Here is a 16570-nt window from a genome sequence, read left to right on the forward strand (position 1 = left end):
TCCCCATGCCCCATCACTACACGCAGCGTCACCCTTCCATTATCGGTAAATTTGATTGCATTTCCCAAGAGGTTAAGCAACACTTGACGCAGTTTACTTTCGTCAACTTGGATGTATTGGGGGAGGTTAGATGTATATTCAAATACCAATTCTAATCCTTTGGAGGTGGCGCGGAAGCGCAACATCTCTTCGAGGTTTTCCAAGAGGCGAATTAAGTCAAAACTGTTGAGATTTAATGTTATTCTGCCGGCTTCGATTTTAGACATTTCCAAAATGTCGTTGATTAAGTTGAGAAGATGTTCGCCAGCACGATTGATGATTATTAGGTTTTGCTGATGTTCAGTGGATAAAGTATGATCATGGCTCATGACTTGGGTAAAACCGAGGATGGCGTTGAGTGGGGTACGTAGTTCGTGGCTCATGTTGGCGAGGAATTCACTTTTGGCGCGGTTGGCAGCATCAGCAATGATCACAGCTTCTTGCAATGCTTGTGACTGCCTTTGGGTTTGCGCCAGCAATTGTGCCTGCTGTAAAGCAACACCCAACTGATTACCAATTTGAACTACGATGTTGATTTCTCCTGGTTTCCATTGGCGGGGAGCGGAATTTTGATAACTCACCAGTAATCCCCAAAGCTGACTACCATATAAAATGGGGACAAGAATGTAGGCTTTGGCCTGAAAGCGCTCTAAGAGGTTGATATAAGCAGGATGAAACCCAGCGTTGTAAATGTCTGGAACACAGAGGAAACTTGCACCTGGGGTTGCTTGCTGATCAGGATCTTCCACCTGGTTATCCGCGATATCCAAAATTTTTGCTAGGCAACGGCCGTCTTGTAAGACACCTTCTGTGAGATGAGGGTCATTGTTGTGTTCTTCGATCAGAGAAATCCAACCATTGCCCACCGACTCAGAGACAAATTCGCCACTCCAGTGGGGATTGAAACGATAGACAACAACCCGATCGCAGTTGAGTACTTGCCGTAATTCTTGGGTTGTAGCCGCAAATATAGTATCTAAATCCAGTGTTTGGCGCATCCTTTGAATTACTTGGGCGATCGCTCTTTCCCGTTCTGCACTCTCACGCAAGGCTTCTTCTGCCAATTTTCTCTCGGTAATATCTGTAATTGTACCGATGTAACCTTTAATTTCTCCATCATCGCCAAATTCTGGCAAAGCCTGACAAATTACCCAGACGACCGTACTCTGATCACGCAAGAAGCGATGTTCGTTCTTATACATTTTTTTGGCGGCTCTGGCTTGATCCCATACCAAAAACATCTGCTCACGGTCGTCTGGATGTACGGCATTTACCCAACCTGTTAAGAGAGACTCTTCTAAACTGTATCCAGTAATCTCACTCCAGCGTTGATTAAAATATAAGACATTGCCATCTATATCTGCGTGAAATATACAAGCTGGTGAGGCTTCTGCTAAAAGTTGATATCGCTGTTGACCTGACTGTAAAGCTAATTCTGCTAATTTGCGATCGTTAATGTCTGCCCAATAACCAACGCATTCGATAGGGTAATCAGCTTCGTCACGGATTAACCTCATCTTTTCGTAGAACCAGTGATAAGTTCCGTCAGCGTGTAACCACCGATATTCGTAGGAGATGTACTCCTGCTCAACAAGCTGCTGAAATTTGTCCGAGATGAATTCAATATCTTGTGGGTGGACGTGATCGAGCCAGAAACTGGAATCCTCGATAAATTCCCGCGCTTCGTAGCCCACCATTGCTTTAACGTTCTCACTGATAAAGGTAGTGCTAAAATCCTCTGATGTTTTGCTGCTATAAATGACCACAGGGCTAGAGGTGAGCAGATATTGTAGGCGTTCGTTGGCTAAACGCAGTTCTTGTTCGACGCGTTTGCGTTCGCGCAGCGCTGCTTGCAGTTCGCTAATTTCTACTAAAACTGTGCCGACACCAGAGGGGCGATCGTCCTCACCAGGAATTGGAAAATAAGAAGCTAAGAAGTGGCGGATAATATCTGGTTGTTTAATTGATGCGCCGCTTAATTCTTGATTGAGAATGGGTTGACCAGTCAACAGAACCTGTTGATAAATTGGTTCCACTAAGGGGGCGATGTGGGGTAAGACTTGATGGATGGTCTTGCCAATATGATCTTGCTGAGGTAGTCCATTAATCTCTGCCAGCAGTTGGTTGATTTGCACAAACCGCAGCTGGTTATCTACAATGTTCATGCCAACGGGAGCACTGCTAAAAAAGGCATTGAGGCGAGCTTCTCTGAGTGCTAGTTTTTGTTCTAGGGTTTTGCGCTCAATCAACCCACCTAACTGAGCAGCAACAGCACTTACTAGCAAGAGCAAACGTCTATCTACCAATACTGAGCTACGTTTAAAAAACACTAAAACAGCTAATACTTGGTTTCCAGCCAGTATGGGAACACCAAAACTAGCTTTTAATCCTACCTTTTTTGCTTGTTGCGATGCCTGCGGCGGGCTACGCCTACGCGAAAAAACTGGTTGTATAACTTGAGAAACATCTTCTATCCATTCTGGCTCATGGCTTTGCCAAACTCTTCCTGCTAGTCCCACTCCCAGAGCAAATTTCACAGTTTGGCTTTGGCGGCAGAATTCTTCTAAACTGCTCTGCTCTGGATACCAGCCCAGACTGTGTTCTAAAACAGTATTATCTTCATTAGGTATCCATGCTTCACCAAAATCCCAGCCAATGGTGTGACAAATTAAGCGCAAGACCACTACTAAGGCGCTATTGACATCACTGGCGCGAGTGATTGCTTGGGTTGTCAACAGTAGTAAACGGCTTTCATTTTCTGCCTGCTTGCGTTCAGTAATGTCTTTCGCTGTGCCCAGTACGTACCATTGTCCATCAATCTCGATCATTTCCGCACTAAAGAGTGTCGTCCTAATTTCTCCTGTTGAAGTGCAGACATCAACCTCATAGTTGCGGATGGCTTTAGTTTGTTGTAGCGTGTGGGCGAGGAAATTATAATCTTCTGGATTCGGCCAAATATTCAATTCTTGATCGGTGCGATCGATGACCTGAGAACGAGAATAACCAAAAAACCGACAAAAGCTGTCGTTAACTTCGATGTAGCGTTTGTTGCGAACAGTAATTAAGGCAATTGGGTCAGGAGATGACCGAAAAGCTGATGCTAACTTTTCTTCAGAAGCCCGTCGCGCTGCTTCTGCGCGTTGACGTTCTTTTGCCTCCAACACCAAGGATACTAAATTGCCCAGAGAGCGAGCGAAATTTTGGTCTTCTAGCGTCCAATGATGAGTAACTCCCACTGCCTCTATACATAAAACTCCTACGGTCTTACCCTCCAGCCTAATGGGTGTATCGAGTATAGAGGTGATGTTTAATCTTGAGTAAGATGCAGAAAATTCTCTAGTTCTGGGATCGGTACGGGCATCATCTGCGGCGATTGGTTGATCTTGCTGCAAAGCTGCAAAATAAGCTGGATAGTCTGCCGCTGCCAAGGAAAATCCTTCGCTATGTTGATTGCGACTGGACTCAAATCGGTCAAAACACTGGATTTTCATGCCTGTTTCGTCATACAGCCAGATACTGGTTCTTTCCACTCCAATATTTTTGACAGCTGTTTCTGTGATTTTACTCAAAGCTGCTTTCAAGTCACCCTGATAAAGCGTCTGATTTTGTGCCAGTTGGGTTAGCACGAGGTTATGATTGCGGAGCTTAATCGCGCTTTCTTGGAGTAATTTTTCTACTCCTCGACGCTGTGTAATATTACTAGCAGTGCCTGTCATACCTATAACTAGACCCTCTTCATCGCGTAAGGCGATCGCATTAAACATTAGATAAAGTAAGGTACCATCTTTAGCTACACAGGTAGTTTCATGCTGAAAGATCGGCTTTCCCTGAAAAACCCGCTCAAAGGCTACTTTATCTTGAGCAACTTGTGTCGGCGAGATGAAATCAGTCAAGACACGCTCGATCATTTCCTGGGGTTCGTAGCCATAAATCTGCTTGACTGCTGGGTTGACAAAGGTAATTAGTCCATCAATATCCACCGACCAGATCATATCCTGGGATGTCTCTACTAGGTGGCGATACTGACTTTCACTCTTTTTCAGAGCGGCTTTGGCGTGGCGTTCGCCCTTGGCGTTGGCGCAGCCATCGCTTTGGTAAACTTCTCTACAAGAGGTTTTGCCAATGCTAACGGGAATTTCTTTGAAAATCTCTTCTATTTGTTTGTTCCGAATATTTAACTCAACAGCAACCCGTTGACGCTCTTTAATCTCCTCTTGCAGTTGGGTATTTTGTTCTTTTAACTGTTTTTTTAGCCTTTGGAGAGTGAGTTGATTTTGGATGCGTAATAAAACTTCTTTAGTTTGGAATGGTTGAGTAATATAGTCAACATCGCCTAAATCAAAGACGTTTGTTTTTTCAGATAATTCATCTAAAACACCGAAAAAAATTATCGGAATCTCTTGAGTTTTCTGGTTCGCTTTCAAATGTTGACAAAGTTCATAACCATCCATCTCTGACATGAGAACGTCTAGCAAAATCAAATCAGGGGGAGAAGCCAGCGCCGTGTTGATTGCCAATTGTCCAGAAATGGCACTTTGCACCTGATAACCTTGGTGTTGAAGGATGTCTGATAAAAAATGTAAATTCTCTAGCTTATCATCAACTAATAAAATTTTTATTTTTTGAGCATCCATATCAGTTACTAAGTTAATTGTCAATCAGGAATAAATTATTGAATCAAACTGAACATTAAATCAGAAAGCAGAACTCTGTTACAAGATTGTATAGCAGGGGACTGGGGACTCTTTACTGGGGACTGGGTTGAAAGTCTGTTTGTATATAGGTTTTATCATCAGTTAATGTCCTAACCTTCTTGTCCGTTGCTGTAAATAAAATCATCGTCTCTTACCACCATACTTCGGCGCAGGGTGTATGTAAAAGTTGCAGATGAAGCCGCAGAACCGATTAATACTGCCAAATCTCTGTGACGGAAGATTCGGAGTACGAAGATACAATAAAGCGGACATCGCCCATACACCGTGCTGATTCGATCAGATTGGTAATGGCATCAACTCCCCAGCCATTAAACCCGCGACACCAGAGTTCACGGCACAACCACCCTTTACCACACCCGATGTTCAAGAACGTTCTCGGTTCAAGTTGAACTACAGCTTCTACAATCGCTCTGTCTGTGACAAGAACATGGCTCTCAAGAAGCTTGTCACGAACTATACGTGTCCACGGTTTAGCATTCACTACCCATGAATCCCGGATTTCTCACGAGTGAGAAAAAATCATTGGCATGATCACAAATTAGGATGATTTAATTAATACACCAGTAAATAAGATTCAAAAATAGTATAAACTTAAGTATAAACCGAAAGCATATAGACAAATAAATAACTATTAGCTGTTTGAGTTGCATGACTCGCAAAAGTTGATTTGCAGGCATCGGTAAAGTACCATAGCGATCGCTCTCAATAGCCGAAGTAGTAAAGTTTGAGCAGCAAGTGTTGGATTTCCTGTCATCAACCTACCCTTGCATCTAGTTGATCAACATTCGCCACGGGCTGAATTTAACAAAGCGATCGCCTATAGATAATACTTACATAATCGCGATCGCTCCAACCGAAATCTTAGACCCCGGTTGTGCAAACACCTTTGTCGTCTTATTGATCACCTCGATTGGAGACAGTTCTACAATAAAAGCAAAGACGTTGAGGTTGAACTAACCTAATGGGTGTACCTGAAACAAACCCAAAGATAGCAATGCCTTCACCAAGCCTCTATGAAACTGATTTTTACGCTTGGACAGAGGAACAAGTAACTTTACTTCGCAATGAGCAGTGGAGTCAGATTGATCGGCAAAATCTGATTGAGGAGATTCAATCTTTGGGTAAACAGCAACGTCAAGAACTGCGAAACCGTCTGAGTGTCTTGATTGGACATTTACTAAAATGGCAGTACCAGTCAGGGCGCCGTAGCCGTAGTTGGTTAGCAACACTTCGGATTCAACGCTTAGATATTGCTGAACTGCTTGAAGACAATCCTAGCTTAAAGCCCTACCTTGAACAAGCACTTCGTAAAGCCTACCTTAAAGGTGTCGAATTAGCTGTTGGAGAAACAGATTTGCCCAAGCGTACTTTTCCGGTAGAGTGTCCTTACAGTTTGCCAGAGATTCTGGACTATGACTTCTACCCCGGTGAACCAAGCAAGTTAGTGGATGAATCAGAGCAGTAATTTGAAATTAAAGTAAATCTTCTTCAGATAGCTGGGCTATTTTCATCAAGGCTTTCAAGGTTCCAACTTTCAAATCTTGATTGCGGTGAACAGGAATTGACAGGATTTTTTCTACTTCCGGGTTTTCATAAATATGATGACTGCCAGTAATTCTTTGCAAAACCCAACCTTTTTGCTCCACAATCTTACAAAGTTGCTTGCCAGAAATCGATTTCATACAGCAATTTCAACAACTTGATCTGTTGACTCAATTGCATTACGACTATTAGCAACTTCAAGCCAACCTTCAATAGCATCCTTTAAATTAGCCATTACCTCTTCTATGGTATCTCCTTCGGTAATACAACCGGGAAGTGCGGGAACTTCTGCCCAATAGCCGCCTTCTTCTGCTGGATGAATAATTGCTCTGATTTTCATAGACTTGTTAACTTAGGTTTTATAATATGCTAACAACCATACCTGTTTGCTCTCAACTGTGGCTACTCAAATTAATATTGCTACGGTTCAAACAACAGATGCTTCTGCGATCGCTCTCCATAGCCGAAGTAGTAAAGTTTTAGTAGAAGCAAGTGTTAGGTTGTTAGGTTGTTAGGTTTACTAGCGCAAAAACAAATTATGGTCAAGAAGAACGTAGTTTTTTTCCTAGTTTATTGGAATAAATCTTCAAGTATCTGGTTGACATTTACTTGAACAAAGCCAAAAAAAGACGGTTTCAGTTCAAAGTACTTAATTAGCCAACTCCATTTTTTCTGGATTTCTTCTTTAGTTTGAAGTTCCTCTGGAGAACCATCTTTAAGAGTTGTTGCAAGGTCTTTAAGAAATTCGGTGATGGAACCTGGCCTAATATATTTTGCAGCAAGTGGAAAAATCATCAACTGAGCATTGCTCATATCTTTAATTCCTCTACTGTCATCCATATTTCCAGGAGAGTAGTTAGAAACTATAAGTGCTGGTAGTGGTGGACGTTCTCCTTTTAGGGTAAGCTTCATGAGTTCGCTATCCAGTATTTGATTATAGAAAGTAACTCGATCTGTCCCTTGCACTGCCAAGCAATCAGAACCAACTTCAGCAGCAAATTGGCTAAAATTCTTCTCTACTTCATCTCTCAATGGATCACTCCATTTGTCAAGTAAAAAGAAGATGTACCAACTAAATCCTTTCGAGGGAATTGTACTCAATTTTGTTGCCAAATAACCCATACGACTTTAAATCAAGCTAATTTAGTATAAGTTCATTGTATTGTTTATAGTATAAAGTGTCACCTCAAAATACAGATTGCGGCTAAATCCGAGTTTTTTTGCTAACTGTTTGAGTTCCATGACTCGTAAAAGTTGATTTGCAGGTACTGATCAACTACCATAGCAATCTCTGAAATAGTAGAAGTAGTAGAGTTTGAGCAGCAACAAGTCTAGGTATCACTGCTGTCAACCTAATCTAGGGTGAAGTGATTGATTTATACTAGTTGACTTTTTCGAGTTCAAATTGAAGTTTTAATAGGACTTTATGATAATCTTTCATAGCCTGACGAACTAGATATTCTCTATTATCTTTTTCCCAAGTTTTCAAACCTATTTCCGAGTTAGGTAAAACAATATTATGCGCGATAGATATTAAGCTTTGGAATTGTTGACTGAGGTCTTTACATTCTGTAGGAGATGTACCTACATCAGTTCCCTCAAAATAAAGTTTGGTTAATTCTGACTCCAACTTTACCATGAGGCTTATATATCTCGATTCATCTAATTTTCCTGAATCGTATTGAGTTATCAAATCACTGATTTGGTCAACAACATATTTTACAAGCTCCAAAATATCGAGCATCGAATCTAAATAATCTTCTTTAGTTACCTCATAAGAGCTTAATAGCGTTGAGATATCTCTGTAATTTTCGTTCCAATCGACAATTATTTCACCATCAATCAATTCACCATCTAGCCTCATGGGTGAATACTCAGGAGGTAGCTCTTTACTAATCCATTGAGTTCTACATATCCAAGTTGTCCTACTTACATCGTCTAGCGATAAATATAAGAATAGCCAAATTATATGAGTATTTTTTCCTTTCCAATGCTGTTTTGCTTCTTTGTTTCTATAGTATTGCCTAGTTATCAACTCAGTAGTAACATCCTTTATGATCCGAGTAATTTCAGATTTTGTAAATTCTTTGCTTAAAAGTATATTGGCTGAATATCTTTTTGCTAGTCCATGACTAACATCACGCAGAGAGAGAATAGTATAGTCACTAGCAGGAGTTAATTTTTTGCTAAACTTTTCAATTTCTGTTTTGGAACTTTCATCAACCTTCTGTTCAAGTGGAATTAGTAGTTTCCAATCTTTAACAGTCTTTTGAACGGTGTTTTTATTAACTACTTGCCAATATGCATAACCCTCTTGGTCATTATATAGAATGACTAGGACTGGTAATGAATGTTGTTGCCAATATTCTAAATGTTTTGCTTTACCACGAAAAACAATTTCATTCTCTGTTGTCTCTTTAAACCAACTATCACCACATTTTATCTGTAATGCAATTAGTTTGCCTGTTGCTTTATCATTTTCAACTATTTCAACATGAGCATCAATGCCATAATCCTCTATTGGTTGCTCACGAAATATCCAACCTAATCTGTTGAAAATTAGTTCTGTCCCAGCAACACCGATTCTTCCTGTATGTGATTTTGAATCAGCTTTCATATTAAATTAACTTTGACAAACTTTTTATATTTAACTATTGTAGCTCACGAGTTTGAGCCTCATGGCGTAACTTGCGAGCGTATGCTTGACTATCTGTAATATCAGGTCGTGAGTTTATCACACCTTCGCTCTGCCAATAAGCAACGAGTTCGGCTCCTGTCCTTGGTGGATTTGCTAAAACCTGCCTCAAAGAAAGAATCCGAAGAATGTATTCAGAAACAGGAAGGTTTAGCCGAGAAGCTTCAGTAAAAAGCTCATTTTCTAGCTCTGGCGGCAAATCAAGATTAATACTCACTTGGTTATCCTGTATAGGTTAGGTTCGTTTGGAAGTCAATGGTGGGTTCTTGTCGCAGAATTCCCGTAACGATCGCTTGATTCAAATCAGCATCGGCTTGGTAGCTAACATTCACGATTCTACCTGTTGTCTTGCTGCCTTGGCTGCCATGAGCTTGTTATACAAAGCAGGATCGGCGGTTTGTAGTGGTTGAGGCATAGTATCAAATGCTGCTGATTCGGCTTTTAGATAAGCATCAATATCAGCACGATTGGCTAGATAAAACGCGATCGCTCCATAAACTTGTTCAAGTGTCAGTAACGGAAAAGAATTAACAATGCTTTCAGGCGATAATCCTTTTTGGAAAGCATAAACAATCGAGTCCAGGGAAATCCGAGTTCCTGCAACCCAATAAGCATCTTGACGATATTCTATGTAAGATTTAGCTGTTACAACTGACATAGATTTGTTTTGACTCTACCTATAAAGTTAGACTACCACTCAAACAATAGCCGCCTCTGGAATTGCACCCTGCATTCTTCCGAAAGCATCAATTAGACTTTGCAATTGTTGATCTGCTTTAAAAACTCCTAAACCCCGCACCGTAACTTTCCCAGGAGAATAGACAAAGCGCGTCTTGAGATTTTCTGGTAAATTCGCCGCCAATAAATTCCAAGCGGGTTCTTCCATTGGAGTTTCTAAAACAACGTGCTGCTTTTGTTCTGGTTTAATCCGACTAAATCCGATTTTTTTCGCTAGCTGTTTGAGTTCCATGACTCGCAAAAGTTGATTTGCAGGTACTGGTAAACTACCATAGCGATCGCTCCATTCGGCTGCAATTAGCTTTAATTCTGATTTAGATTTAGCTGTCGCCACCGCCCGATAAGCACTCATCTTTTGATCCAAATCGGTAATGTAATCTGCTGGGATAAATGCTGTAAGGTTGAGATCAATCTGGGTATCCTCCACTTGCGGAATTTCTTGTCCTCGAATTTCCCGAATTGCTTCTTCCAGCATTTCCATGTATAAATCAAAACCGATGGCATCCATTTGACCGGATTGTTCTGCACCTAGCAAGTTACCTACACCCCTGATTTCCATATCGCGCATCGCTAGTTGATACCCAGAACCTAGCTGAGTAAATTCCTGAATTGCTCGTAATCGTTGCCGTGCCGCATCAGATAACGTCCGTTGCTTCGGATAAAATAGCCAAGCATGAGCTTGTATACCTGCACGTCCCACACGACCGCGTAATTGATACAGCTGTGCCAATCCAAAGCGATGAGCATCTTCAATTAAGATGGTGTTGACTCGCGGAATATCTAAGCCAGATTCAATAATTGTCGTACAAACAAGGATGTCTGCGTCGCCATTACTGAAGGTGAGCATGGTTGATTCTAACTCGCTTTCATCCATTTGACCGTGAGCGATCGCAAACCTAGCCCCCGGTATCACTTCTCGTAAATTGGCTGTTGTCTCTTCAATTCCGTCCACTCGTGGAACTACATAAAACACCTGTCCACCTCTGTCTAATTCTTGACGAATCGCAGTGCGGATACTTTCGGAATTAATCGGTGATAGATGGGTTTTAATCGCGCGTCTGGTTGGGGGTGGTGTGGTAATTAAACTCATTTCCCGAATTCCCGACAAGGACATATACAAAGTCCGGGGAATGGGAGTGGCTGAGAGGGTAAGCACGTCCACCTGAGTTTTCAGGCTTTTAATTTTCTCTTTCTGGTTTACCCCAAATCGCTGTTCTTCATCCACTACCAACAGCCCTAAATCCCGGAATGTTACGCCTTTACCTAAAAGTTGGTGTGTACCAACCACTACATCTAATTCACCCGTTGCCAATCGCTTTTGAATATCGCGGCGTTCTTCAGCCGAACGAAAACGGTTGAGTAAACCGACATTGACGGGGTAGGGAGCAAAACGTTCTTTGAGTGTATGGTAATGCTGCTGTGTTAAAATAGTCGTCGGCGCAAGGAGTGCCACTTGTTTACCGGCGGTGACTGCTTTGAAAATAGCACGAATCGCCACTTCCGTTTTTCCAAAACCGACATCGCCACAAACTAAGCGATCCATTGGGCGATCGCTTTCCATGTCTCGTTTTACATCTTGGACAGCTTTGAGTTGATCCGTTGTGGGTTGGTAGGGGAAAGAATCTTCCAATTCCTCCTGCCAAGGCATATCACTGGGAAAGCTAAAACCTTGTTGTTGCGATCGCGCTGCATACAGTTTCAACAAGTCCACCGCCAATTTTTTTATCGCTTTGCGGACTTTATTCTTGGTATTTTCCCAAGCTTTCCCAGTCATCCGGTTGAGTTCCGGTGCTTTATCACCTGCGGCGCGAAACCGAGATAAAGCACCGACTTGATCGGCTGCGACTCTGAGTAATCCGTCAGCATACTGCACCGCTAAATAATCACGGGTTTCGTGATTAATCGTCAAACTTTCCAGCTTGACAAATTTGCCAACACCATGATTTCTGTGAACTACATAATCCCCTGGACGCAGCTTATTAGGATCAACTTGTTTAGAAGTAGCTTTGTGACGCTTGCGGATATAGCCGGGAGTCGCCAAGGAATGCTGCCCAAAAAATTCCCGATCTGTAACGATTACCAAACGGTACGTAGGCAGGATAAAACCTTCTAGTTCCGCCAGACCAGAATATTTTAGGGCTATGGGAGTATGGTTGATTTGGAGCTTATCGATCGCTAGGTAGTCGCGGGGATTGGGGATAAACTGAGCCGGACAATCATGTTCTTGCAAAAGCGAGACGGAACGCGAAGGTTGAGCAGAAAGCAGCCAGATCGAGAAATTGCGCTCGCGTTCTTGGCGGATAGTCTCAGCTAGTTTAGCAAACTGGTGCGGCATGACTGGAACAGGTCGGCAGGCCAGATTGATCCCACTATTTTCCTCTGACAGTTCCGATAAATATAATGTTTTAAACTTGGTAACATCAACCAAACACTCATCAAAAGAACGGTGAATCTTAGGTAATGAATGGGGAGTAGGGAGTAGGGAGTGGGGAGTGGGCGTAGATTCTTCCCAATGCCCCATGCCCAATGACGCCACTTGCTTCAAGTCGGCAGAGCCGCCCAACGCAGTGGCTCCCCCATGCCCAATGCCCCATTGTTCCTCAGCATTTTCTACCCAGCGATCGCTATGAGCATGACACTGTTCTGGCTCATCAATAGCAATCAAGGTGTTTTCTGCTAAATAGTTTAACAGAGATGCTGGTTGCTCGAACGCTAACCCCAAAAAGCGACGACTACCCTCCAACAGTGATGAGTTCTGAGCGCTGTTAGCGGGGCGTTTAGCCCGTTCCGAGTCAGAATTTAACTCATAACTCCTAACTCCTAACTCAGAACTATTCTTCAGGGCTGCCATCACCACGGGAGTAAAGCTAGTGGGGGTAAGAATTAACTGATCAACTTTGTCGAGGGCTGAACGTTGGGTTGCTGGGTCAAATTCCCGCATTTGCTCGATTTCATCGCCAAACCATTCCAACCGGACTGGGAACTCAGATGAAACCGGGAATACATCAACAATATCGCCCCGCCGGCTCCATTGTCCTTCCGTTTCCACCAAAGGCACTCTTTCGTACCCCAGAATAGTTATTTTCTCACTGAAGGCATTCAAGTCTAAATCCATCCCCCGCTTCAGGGTAAGACAGAATTGCCCAAAAGCTGCTGGTGGTGGCAAATGAGGTTGCAGCGCCCCTTGAGTAGCCACAATTGCCATATTTGTCATTTGTCCTTTGTCATTTGTCCTTTGTCCTTGGTCTGTTTCTAATGACAAATGACTAATGACCAATGACTCTTTACTTTTAAGCAAATCTGCCAATACCTGCATTTGCCCCCAACTCATCTCAGTTTCCGGGTCAAAAGGTTCGTAGGGAGAAGCCTCGGAGGTGGGGTAAAAATGTACTGTTTGCCATCCCATTGCCTCCAGTTGTGCGTAAACACGTCCAGCTTCTTCCAGAGTGGCGCAAACCACGAACAAATCCTTGCCCGAAGCCTGCGCTAAAGCCGAAGCCACCAGAGCCTTGGGCAGCCTGGGAATGCCATTTAACCGCAATTCTTGTTGTCGGTTTAGCTTAGAAATAAATTCAGTGGTGAGCGGCGATCGGCCTAAGGCACGCACAATAGAAGAAAATGACATAAGTACTACTAGCGATGGGAGTCTTTGTGGGTCAGAAAATCTTGAGGCAGTTTATGTCAACCATTTTAAAAGTGTTAACAGCCTTCTTATTCCTTCGGTGGAAAAATAATGCACAGCGACTAATAAACTTAAGAACTATAACTATTACTTTGTGTACAGTCAAAGCATTTATAGAAGCACCTTTAATACTAGATACTAGGGATTGAGCTACGTTCGCTCTGATAAGCGGCAATTTTAAACATGTCCTCCATCACTTTTGAAATTTTAATCATTTTGGTGCTCATTATTGCCAACGGTATGTTTTCTATGTCTGAGATGGCGATTGTCTCAGCACGGAAAGTTAGGCTACAGCAGCTTGCCAATCAAGGAGATGCCAAGGCAAAGGTAGCACTGAAACTAGCTGAGTCTCCAAATCATTTCCTGTCAACCGTTCAAGTGGGTATTTCCCTGATCGGTATCCTGACTGGTGCTTTTGGAGGAGCAACAATTGCCAACCGACTGGCAATCTATGTGCGACTTGTCCCCTTGTTAGCACCTTATAGTGAACCGATATCTTTCGGAATAGCGGTTTTGCTCATTACCTATTTTTCACTGATTGTTGGCGAATTGGTACCGAAGCGTCTGGCATTAAACAACCCAGAAAAGATTGCATCAATTGTAGCTATTCCGATGCAAGCCTTGGCGGCGATCGCTTCTCCAGTAGTCTTTCTCTTAAGCGCTTCTACCGATTTGATCCTGCGATTACTGGGAATTACAGCTTCTACCGAGCCGCAAGTCACCGAGGAAGAAATTAAAATCTTAATCGAGCAAGGCACTGAGGCGGGAACCTTTGAGGAAGCCGAACAGGATATGGTGGAGCGAGTCTTTCGTTTAGGCGATCGCCCTGTCAGCTATTTAATGACACCCCGTCCAGATATTGTCTGGCTAGACTTAGACGACTCTGCCGAAGAAAATCGCCAAAAAATGGTTAATAGTGCCTATTCTCGGTATCCAATTTGTCAGGGTGGACTTGACAATGTGCTGGGTGTTATCCCTGTCACCGACTTATTAGCCAGGAGTTTCCGAGGAGAACCGCTAGACTTGACAGTGGGATTGCGACAGCCCGTATTCGTGCCAGAAAGCACCCGTGGTTTGAAAGTTTTGGAATTGTTCAAGCAAACCATCACTCACATGGCGCTGGTAGTCGATGAATACGGCGTGATTCAAGGATTAGTCACTCTCAACGACATTATGAGCGAAATCGTGGGTGATGTTCCTTCTACAGATGGGCAAGATCAACCACAAGCTGTACAACGCGAAGATGGTTCCTGGCTTTTGGATGGGATGTTGCCTGTTGAGGAGTTTTTGGAACTTTTCGGTATGGAAGAGTGGCAACCCGATGAACGCGGCAGTTATCAAACCTTAGGCGGTTTTGTGATCACTAATTTAGGTCGTATTCCGGCCGCAGCAGATTATTTTGAATGGCAAAGTATGCGAATTGAAGTAATGGATATGGATGGTAACCGCGTTGATAAGGTGCTAGTCATACCGAAAGCAAGTAAATCAGCAGATAGCAAAAAATCTGACTAGTATTAGGTATTGGGCATGGGGCATTGGGCATTGAGAATTATTCAACCTCTTGCGAAAATCCTTGAACCGCCTGGGACTCAAGTCCCTCTCTTAGAGCAAAAGTCCGTTGAAACGGACTAAAACTACTGTCATGAGTCGGTTTAAAACGACTTGAGCTATAAGAAAAGAAAATTTATTTTCGGGCGGATGTTCGACTTTTGCAAGAGGTCTATTGTTTACTATTTCACATGTACTATGCCCAATGCCCTATTTATGCAATTTGTCAAGTGCGAGATAGACGTTTGACCGCCTCACCCGCTAACAACTGATGGGCTTGTTCTAGAAATTGGGGGATTTTATCGGCGTGGGGATTGCGGGCGAGACATTGCCGCAAGTTTAATTCGTTTAGGCGATCAGCTTTGTTACCGGGAAACCAGTGGCTGCCATTGCCAAGCAGGTTGTAGCGCATTTTACCATAGTCTACCAGATCGTAGGCGATCGCTAGATTCCGCAGCCACAAAATCACCCGAATATTTACCTCACCAGGGGTTTGGTCAAAGGTTGGTAGATTTGTTTGCCAAGATTTTACCCAATCTTCTCCCAAAGTAGCGATCGCTTCTGATTCCAACCTTGCTAAAATTGGTGGCAAAATTTCTGATGCCCGGTCTACTAATTCTAAAGTCTTCAAGTGTTCATCAAAATCTTGTGGTTTTGCGGCTCCCAAGCTCAGGGTATGCACCTCTTGATGACTCAAACAAAACAAATCATTAAACACCATTGGACTCAAAGGGGCGCAAAGATTTACTAATTTTTGTGGAGGTTCATACAACAAACCTCCTTTATTAGATGGACTAATAATAAACACCCCCATATCCTGCCGTTTAGCTGCTTCAATTGCCGCCCAATTCCATTGATTAATGTAGTACCAGTGCAGATTGACGTAATCAAATTGATTGGTATTAATTGTCTGCACAATCATATCTGTTGATCCGTGTGTGGAAAAGCCAATAAATCTAACTTTTCCCTCAGCTTGCAACTGCTGCGCTACTTCCAAACAGCCACCAGGACGGATGCTATAGTCAAATGACTCAGCATGATTGATGCCGTGCAACCCTAACAGGTCAACATAATCTAGTTGGAGATTTTTCAATGATTGTTCAAATGTCTCACGGAATTCTTTTGCATCTGCCCTTGGGTTGACTTTGGTCTGAACAATCAACTTTTCGCGGGGAAACTTCGGCAATATTCTCCCCAATTGCATTTCGGAAGTGCCATAACCACGGGCAGTTTCAATATGATTAATCCCAACCTCAACTGCCCTTCTAATAGTCGCTTCCAGATTCGCCTGGTTATCAGCAGGAATTTCATTATTGGGAACATCCTCCCATTTGAACTGATATCTCATGCCACCGCAGGAAAACACTGGCATCTGTAATTCTGTGCGTCCAAATCGTCTATATAGCATCAGTGGATTGTGGATTGGGGATTGCTTACCAACTTAAAATCTCAAAACGACAGTCATTCCAGCTTTCAGTGCCACAATAATTACCTCTGTTCAATCTGTGACACTAGCAAGATTCATCGCATTATTAAATCGGTCAGGTCTTTTGATTATTCGACTGTTATAGGGTTTCCTAATCAGATGAGGTACATCATAGCCTCCTCCTC

The 16570-nt window shown here is 42.8% G+C and carries 12 protein-coding genes; 3 read left to right on the forward strand and 9 right to left on the reverse strand.

The window, feature by feature from the left end:
• The coding region (locus HWQ41_RS28485) for a PAS domain S-box protein (protein ID WP_292770563.1) at window positions 1–4673 on the reverse strand (4673 nt) is incomplete at its 3' end.
• An 855-nt stretch (window positions 4674–5528) separates the two neighbouring features.
• On the opposite strand from HWQ41_RS28485, the gene HWQ41_RS28495 reads away from it, so the two are divergent.
• Together HWQ41_RS28495 and HWQ41_RS28500 are read left to right on the forward strand one after the other, a co-directional pair.
• Window positions 5529–5711 carry a hypothetical protein gene (locus tag HWQ41_RS28495; RefSeq protein WP_292770566.1) on the forward strand — a complete coding sequence of 61 codons (183 nt, stop codon included), beginning with the start codon at window positions 5529–5531 and terminating at the stop codon, window positions 5709–5711.
• 37 nt (window positions 5712–5748) lie between these two features.
• Entirely contained in the window at window positions 5749–6219 is a 471-nt protein-coding gene (locus HWQ41_RS28500) for a DUF29 domain-containing protein (protein WP_292770568.1), read from the forward strand.
• Window positions 6220–6226: 7 nt separating this feature from the next.
• On the opposite strand, the gene HWQ41_RS28505 is transcribed toward HWQ41_RS28500, so the two are convergent.
• The 7 genes from HWQ41_RS28505 to mfd all read right to left on the reverse strand — a co-directional run bounded on the left by HWQ41_RS28505 (window position 6227) and on the right by mfd (window position 13354).
• On the reverse strand, window positions 6227–6436 hold the full coding sequence (locus HWQ41_RS28505; protein WP_104908348.1) for a type II toxin-antitoxin system HicA family toxin: 210 nt from the start codon (window positions 6434–6436) through the stop codon (window positions 6227–6229).
• Window positions 6433–6636, reverse strand: coding sequence for a type II toxin-antitoxin system HicB family antitoxin (locus HWQ41_RS28510; RefSeq protein ID WP_104908349.1), 204 nt, complete (start codon window positions 6634–6636; stop codon window positions 6433–6435). The genes HWQ41_RS28505 and HWQ41_RS28510 overlap by 4 nt, the downstream gene beginning before the upstream one ends.
• Window positions 6637–6866: 230 nt before the next feature.
• Window positions 6867–7397, reverse strand: a complete 531-nt coding sequence (locus HWQ41_RS28515) for a hypothetical protein (protein WP_292770570.1) — start codon at window positions 7395–7397, stop codon at window positions 6867–6869.
• Window positions 7398–7677: 280 nt separating this feature from the next.
• Window positions 7678–8913 (reverse strand): DUF4365 domain-containing protein, encoded by a 1236-nt coding sequence (locus HWQ41_RS28520; RefSeq protein WP_292770572.1) that lies wholly within the window; start codon window positions 8911–8913, stop codon window positions 7678–7680.
• A 34-nt stretch (window positions 8914–8947) separates the two neighbouring features.
• Window positions 8948–9208, reverse strand: coding sequence for a hypothetical protein (locus HWQ41_RS28525; protein WP_292770574.1), 261 nt, complete (start codon window positions 9206–9208; stop codon window positions 8948–8950).
• 111 nt (window positions 9209–9319) lie between these two features.
• On the reverse strand, window positions 9320–9649 hold the full coding sequence (locus HWQ41_RS28530) for a DUF433 domain-containing protein (protein ID WP_292770576.1): 330 nt from the start codon (window positions 9647–9649) through the stop codon (window positions 9320–9322).
• 39 nt (window positions 9650–9688) lie between these two features.
• On the reverse strand, window positions 9689–13354 hold the full coding sequence (gene mfd, locus HWQ41_RS28535; RefSeq protein ID WP_292770577.1) for a transcription-repair coupling factor: 3666 nt from the start codon (window positions 13352–13354) through the stop codon (window positions 9689–9691).
• 240 nt (window positions 13355–13594) lie between these two features.
• Between mfd and HWQ41_RS28540 the strand changes: the two genes are divergently transcribed.
• Window positions 13595–14923 carry a hemolysin family protein gene (locus HWQ41_RS28540; RefSeq protein WP_292770578.1) on the forward strand — a complete coding sequence of 443 codons (1329 nt, stop codon included), beginning with the start codon at window positions 13595–13597 and terminating at the stop codon, window positions 14921–14923.
• 262 nt (window positions 14924–15185) lie between these two features.
• Here HWQ41_RS28540 and HWQ41_RS28545 read toward each other — a convergent pair whose 3' ends face one another.
• Window positions 15186–16367, reverse strand: a complete 1182-nt coding sequence (locus HWQ41_RS28545) for an aldo/keto reductase (RefSeq protein ID WP_292770579.1) — start codon at window positions 16365–16367, stop codon at window positions 15186–15188.
• Window positions 16368–16570 lie beyond the last annotated feature (203 nt).

It is taken from the genome of Nostoc sp. NOS(2021), from assembly GCF_017115025.1.
GTDB lineage: Bacteria > Cyanobacteriota > Cyanobacteriia > Cyanobacteriales > Nostocaceae > Nostoc.

Bases quoted from the DNA above. Each gene is read 5' to 3' on its own strand.
- HWQ41_RS28510 (WP_104908349.1), bottom strand. From the start codon at position 6,636: ATGAAAATCAGAGCAATTATTCATCCAGCAGAAGAAGGCGGCTATTGG.
- HWQ41_RS28500 (WP_292770568.1), top strand. From the start codon at position 5,749: ATGCCTTCACCAAGCCTCTATGAAACTGATTTTTACGCTTGGACAGAG.
- HWQ41_RS28530 (WP_292770576.1), bottom strand. From the start codon at position 9,649: ATGTCAGTTGTAACAGCTAAATCTTACATAGAATATCGTCAAGATGCT.
- HWQ41_RS28545 (WP_292770579.1), bottom strand. From the start codon at position 16,367: ATGCTATATAGACGATTTGGACGCACAGAATTACAGATGCCAGTGTTT.
- HWQ41_RS28505 (WP_104908348.1), bottom strand. From the start codon at position 6,436: ATGAAATCGATTTCTGGCAAGCAACTTTGTAAGATTGTGGAGCAAAAA.
- HWQ41_RS28520 (WP_292770572.1), bottom strand. From the start codon at position 8,913: ATGAAAGCTGATTCAAAATCACATACAGGAAGAATCGGTGTTGCTGGG.
- HWQ41_RS28540 (WP_292770578.1), top strand. From the start codon at position 13,595: ATGTCCTCCATCACTTTTGAAATTTTAATCATTTTGGTGCTCATTATT.
- mfd (WP_292770577.1), bottom strand. From the start codon at position 13,354: ATGTCATTTTCTTCTATTGTGCGTGCCTTAGGCCGATCGCCGCTCACC.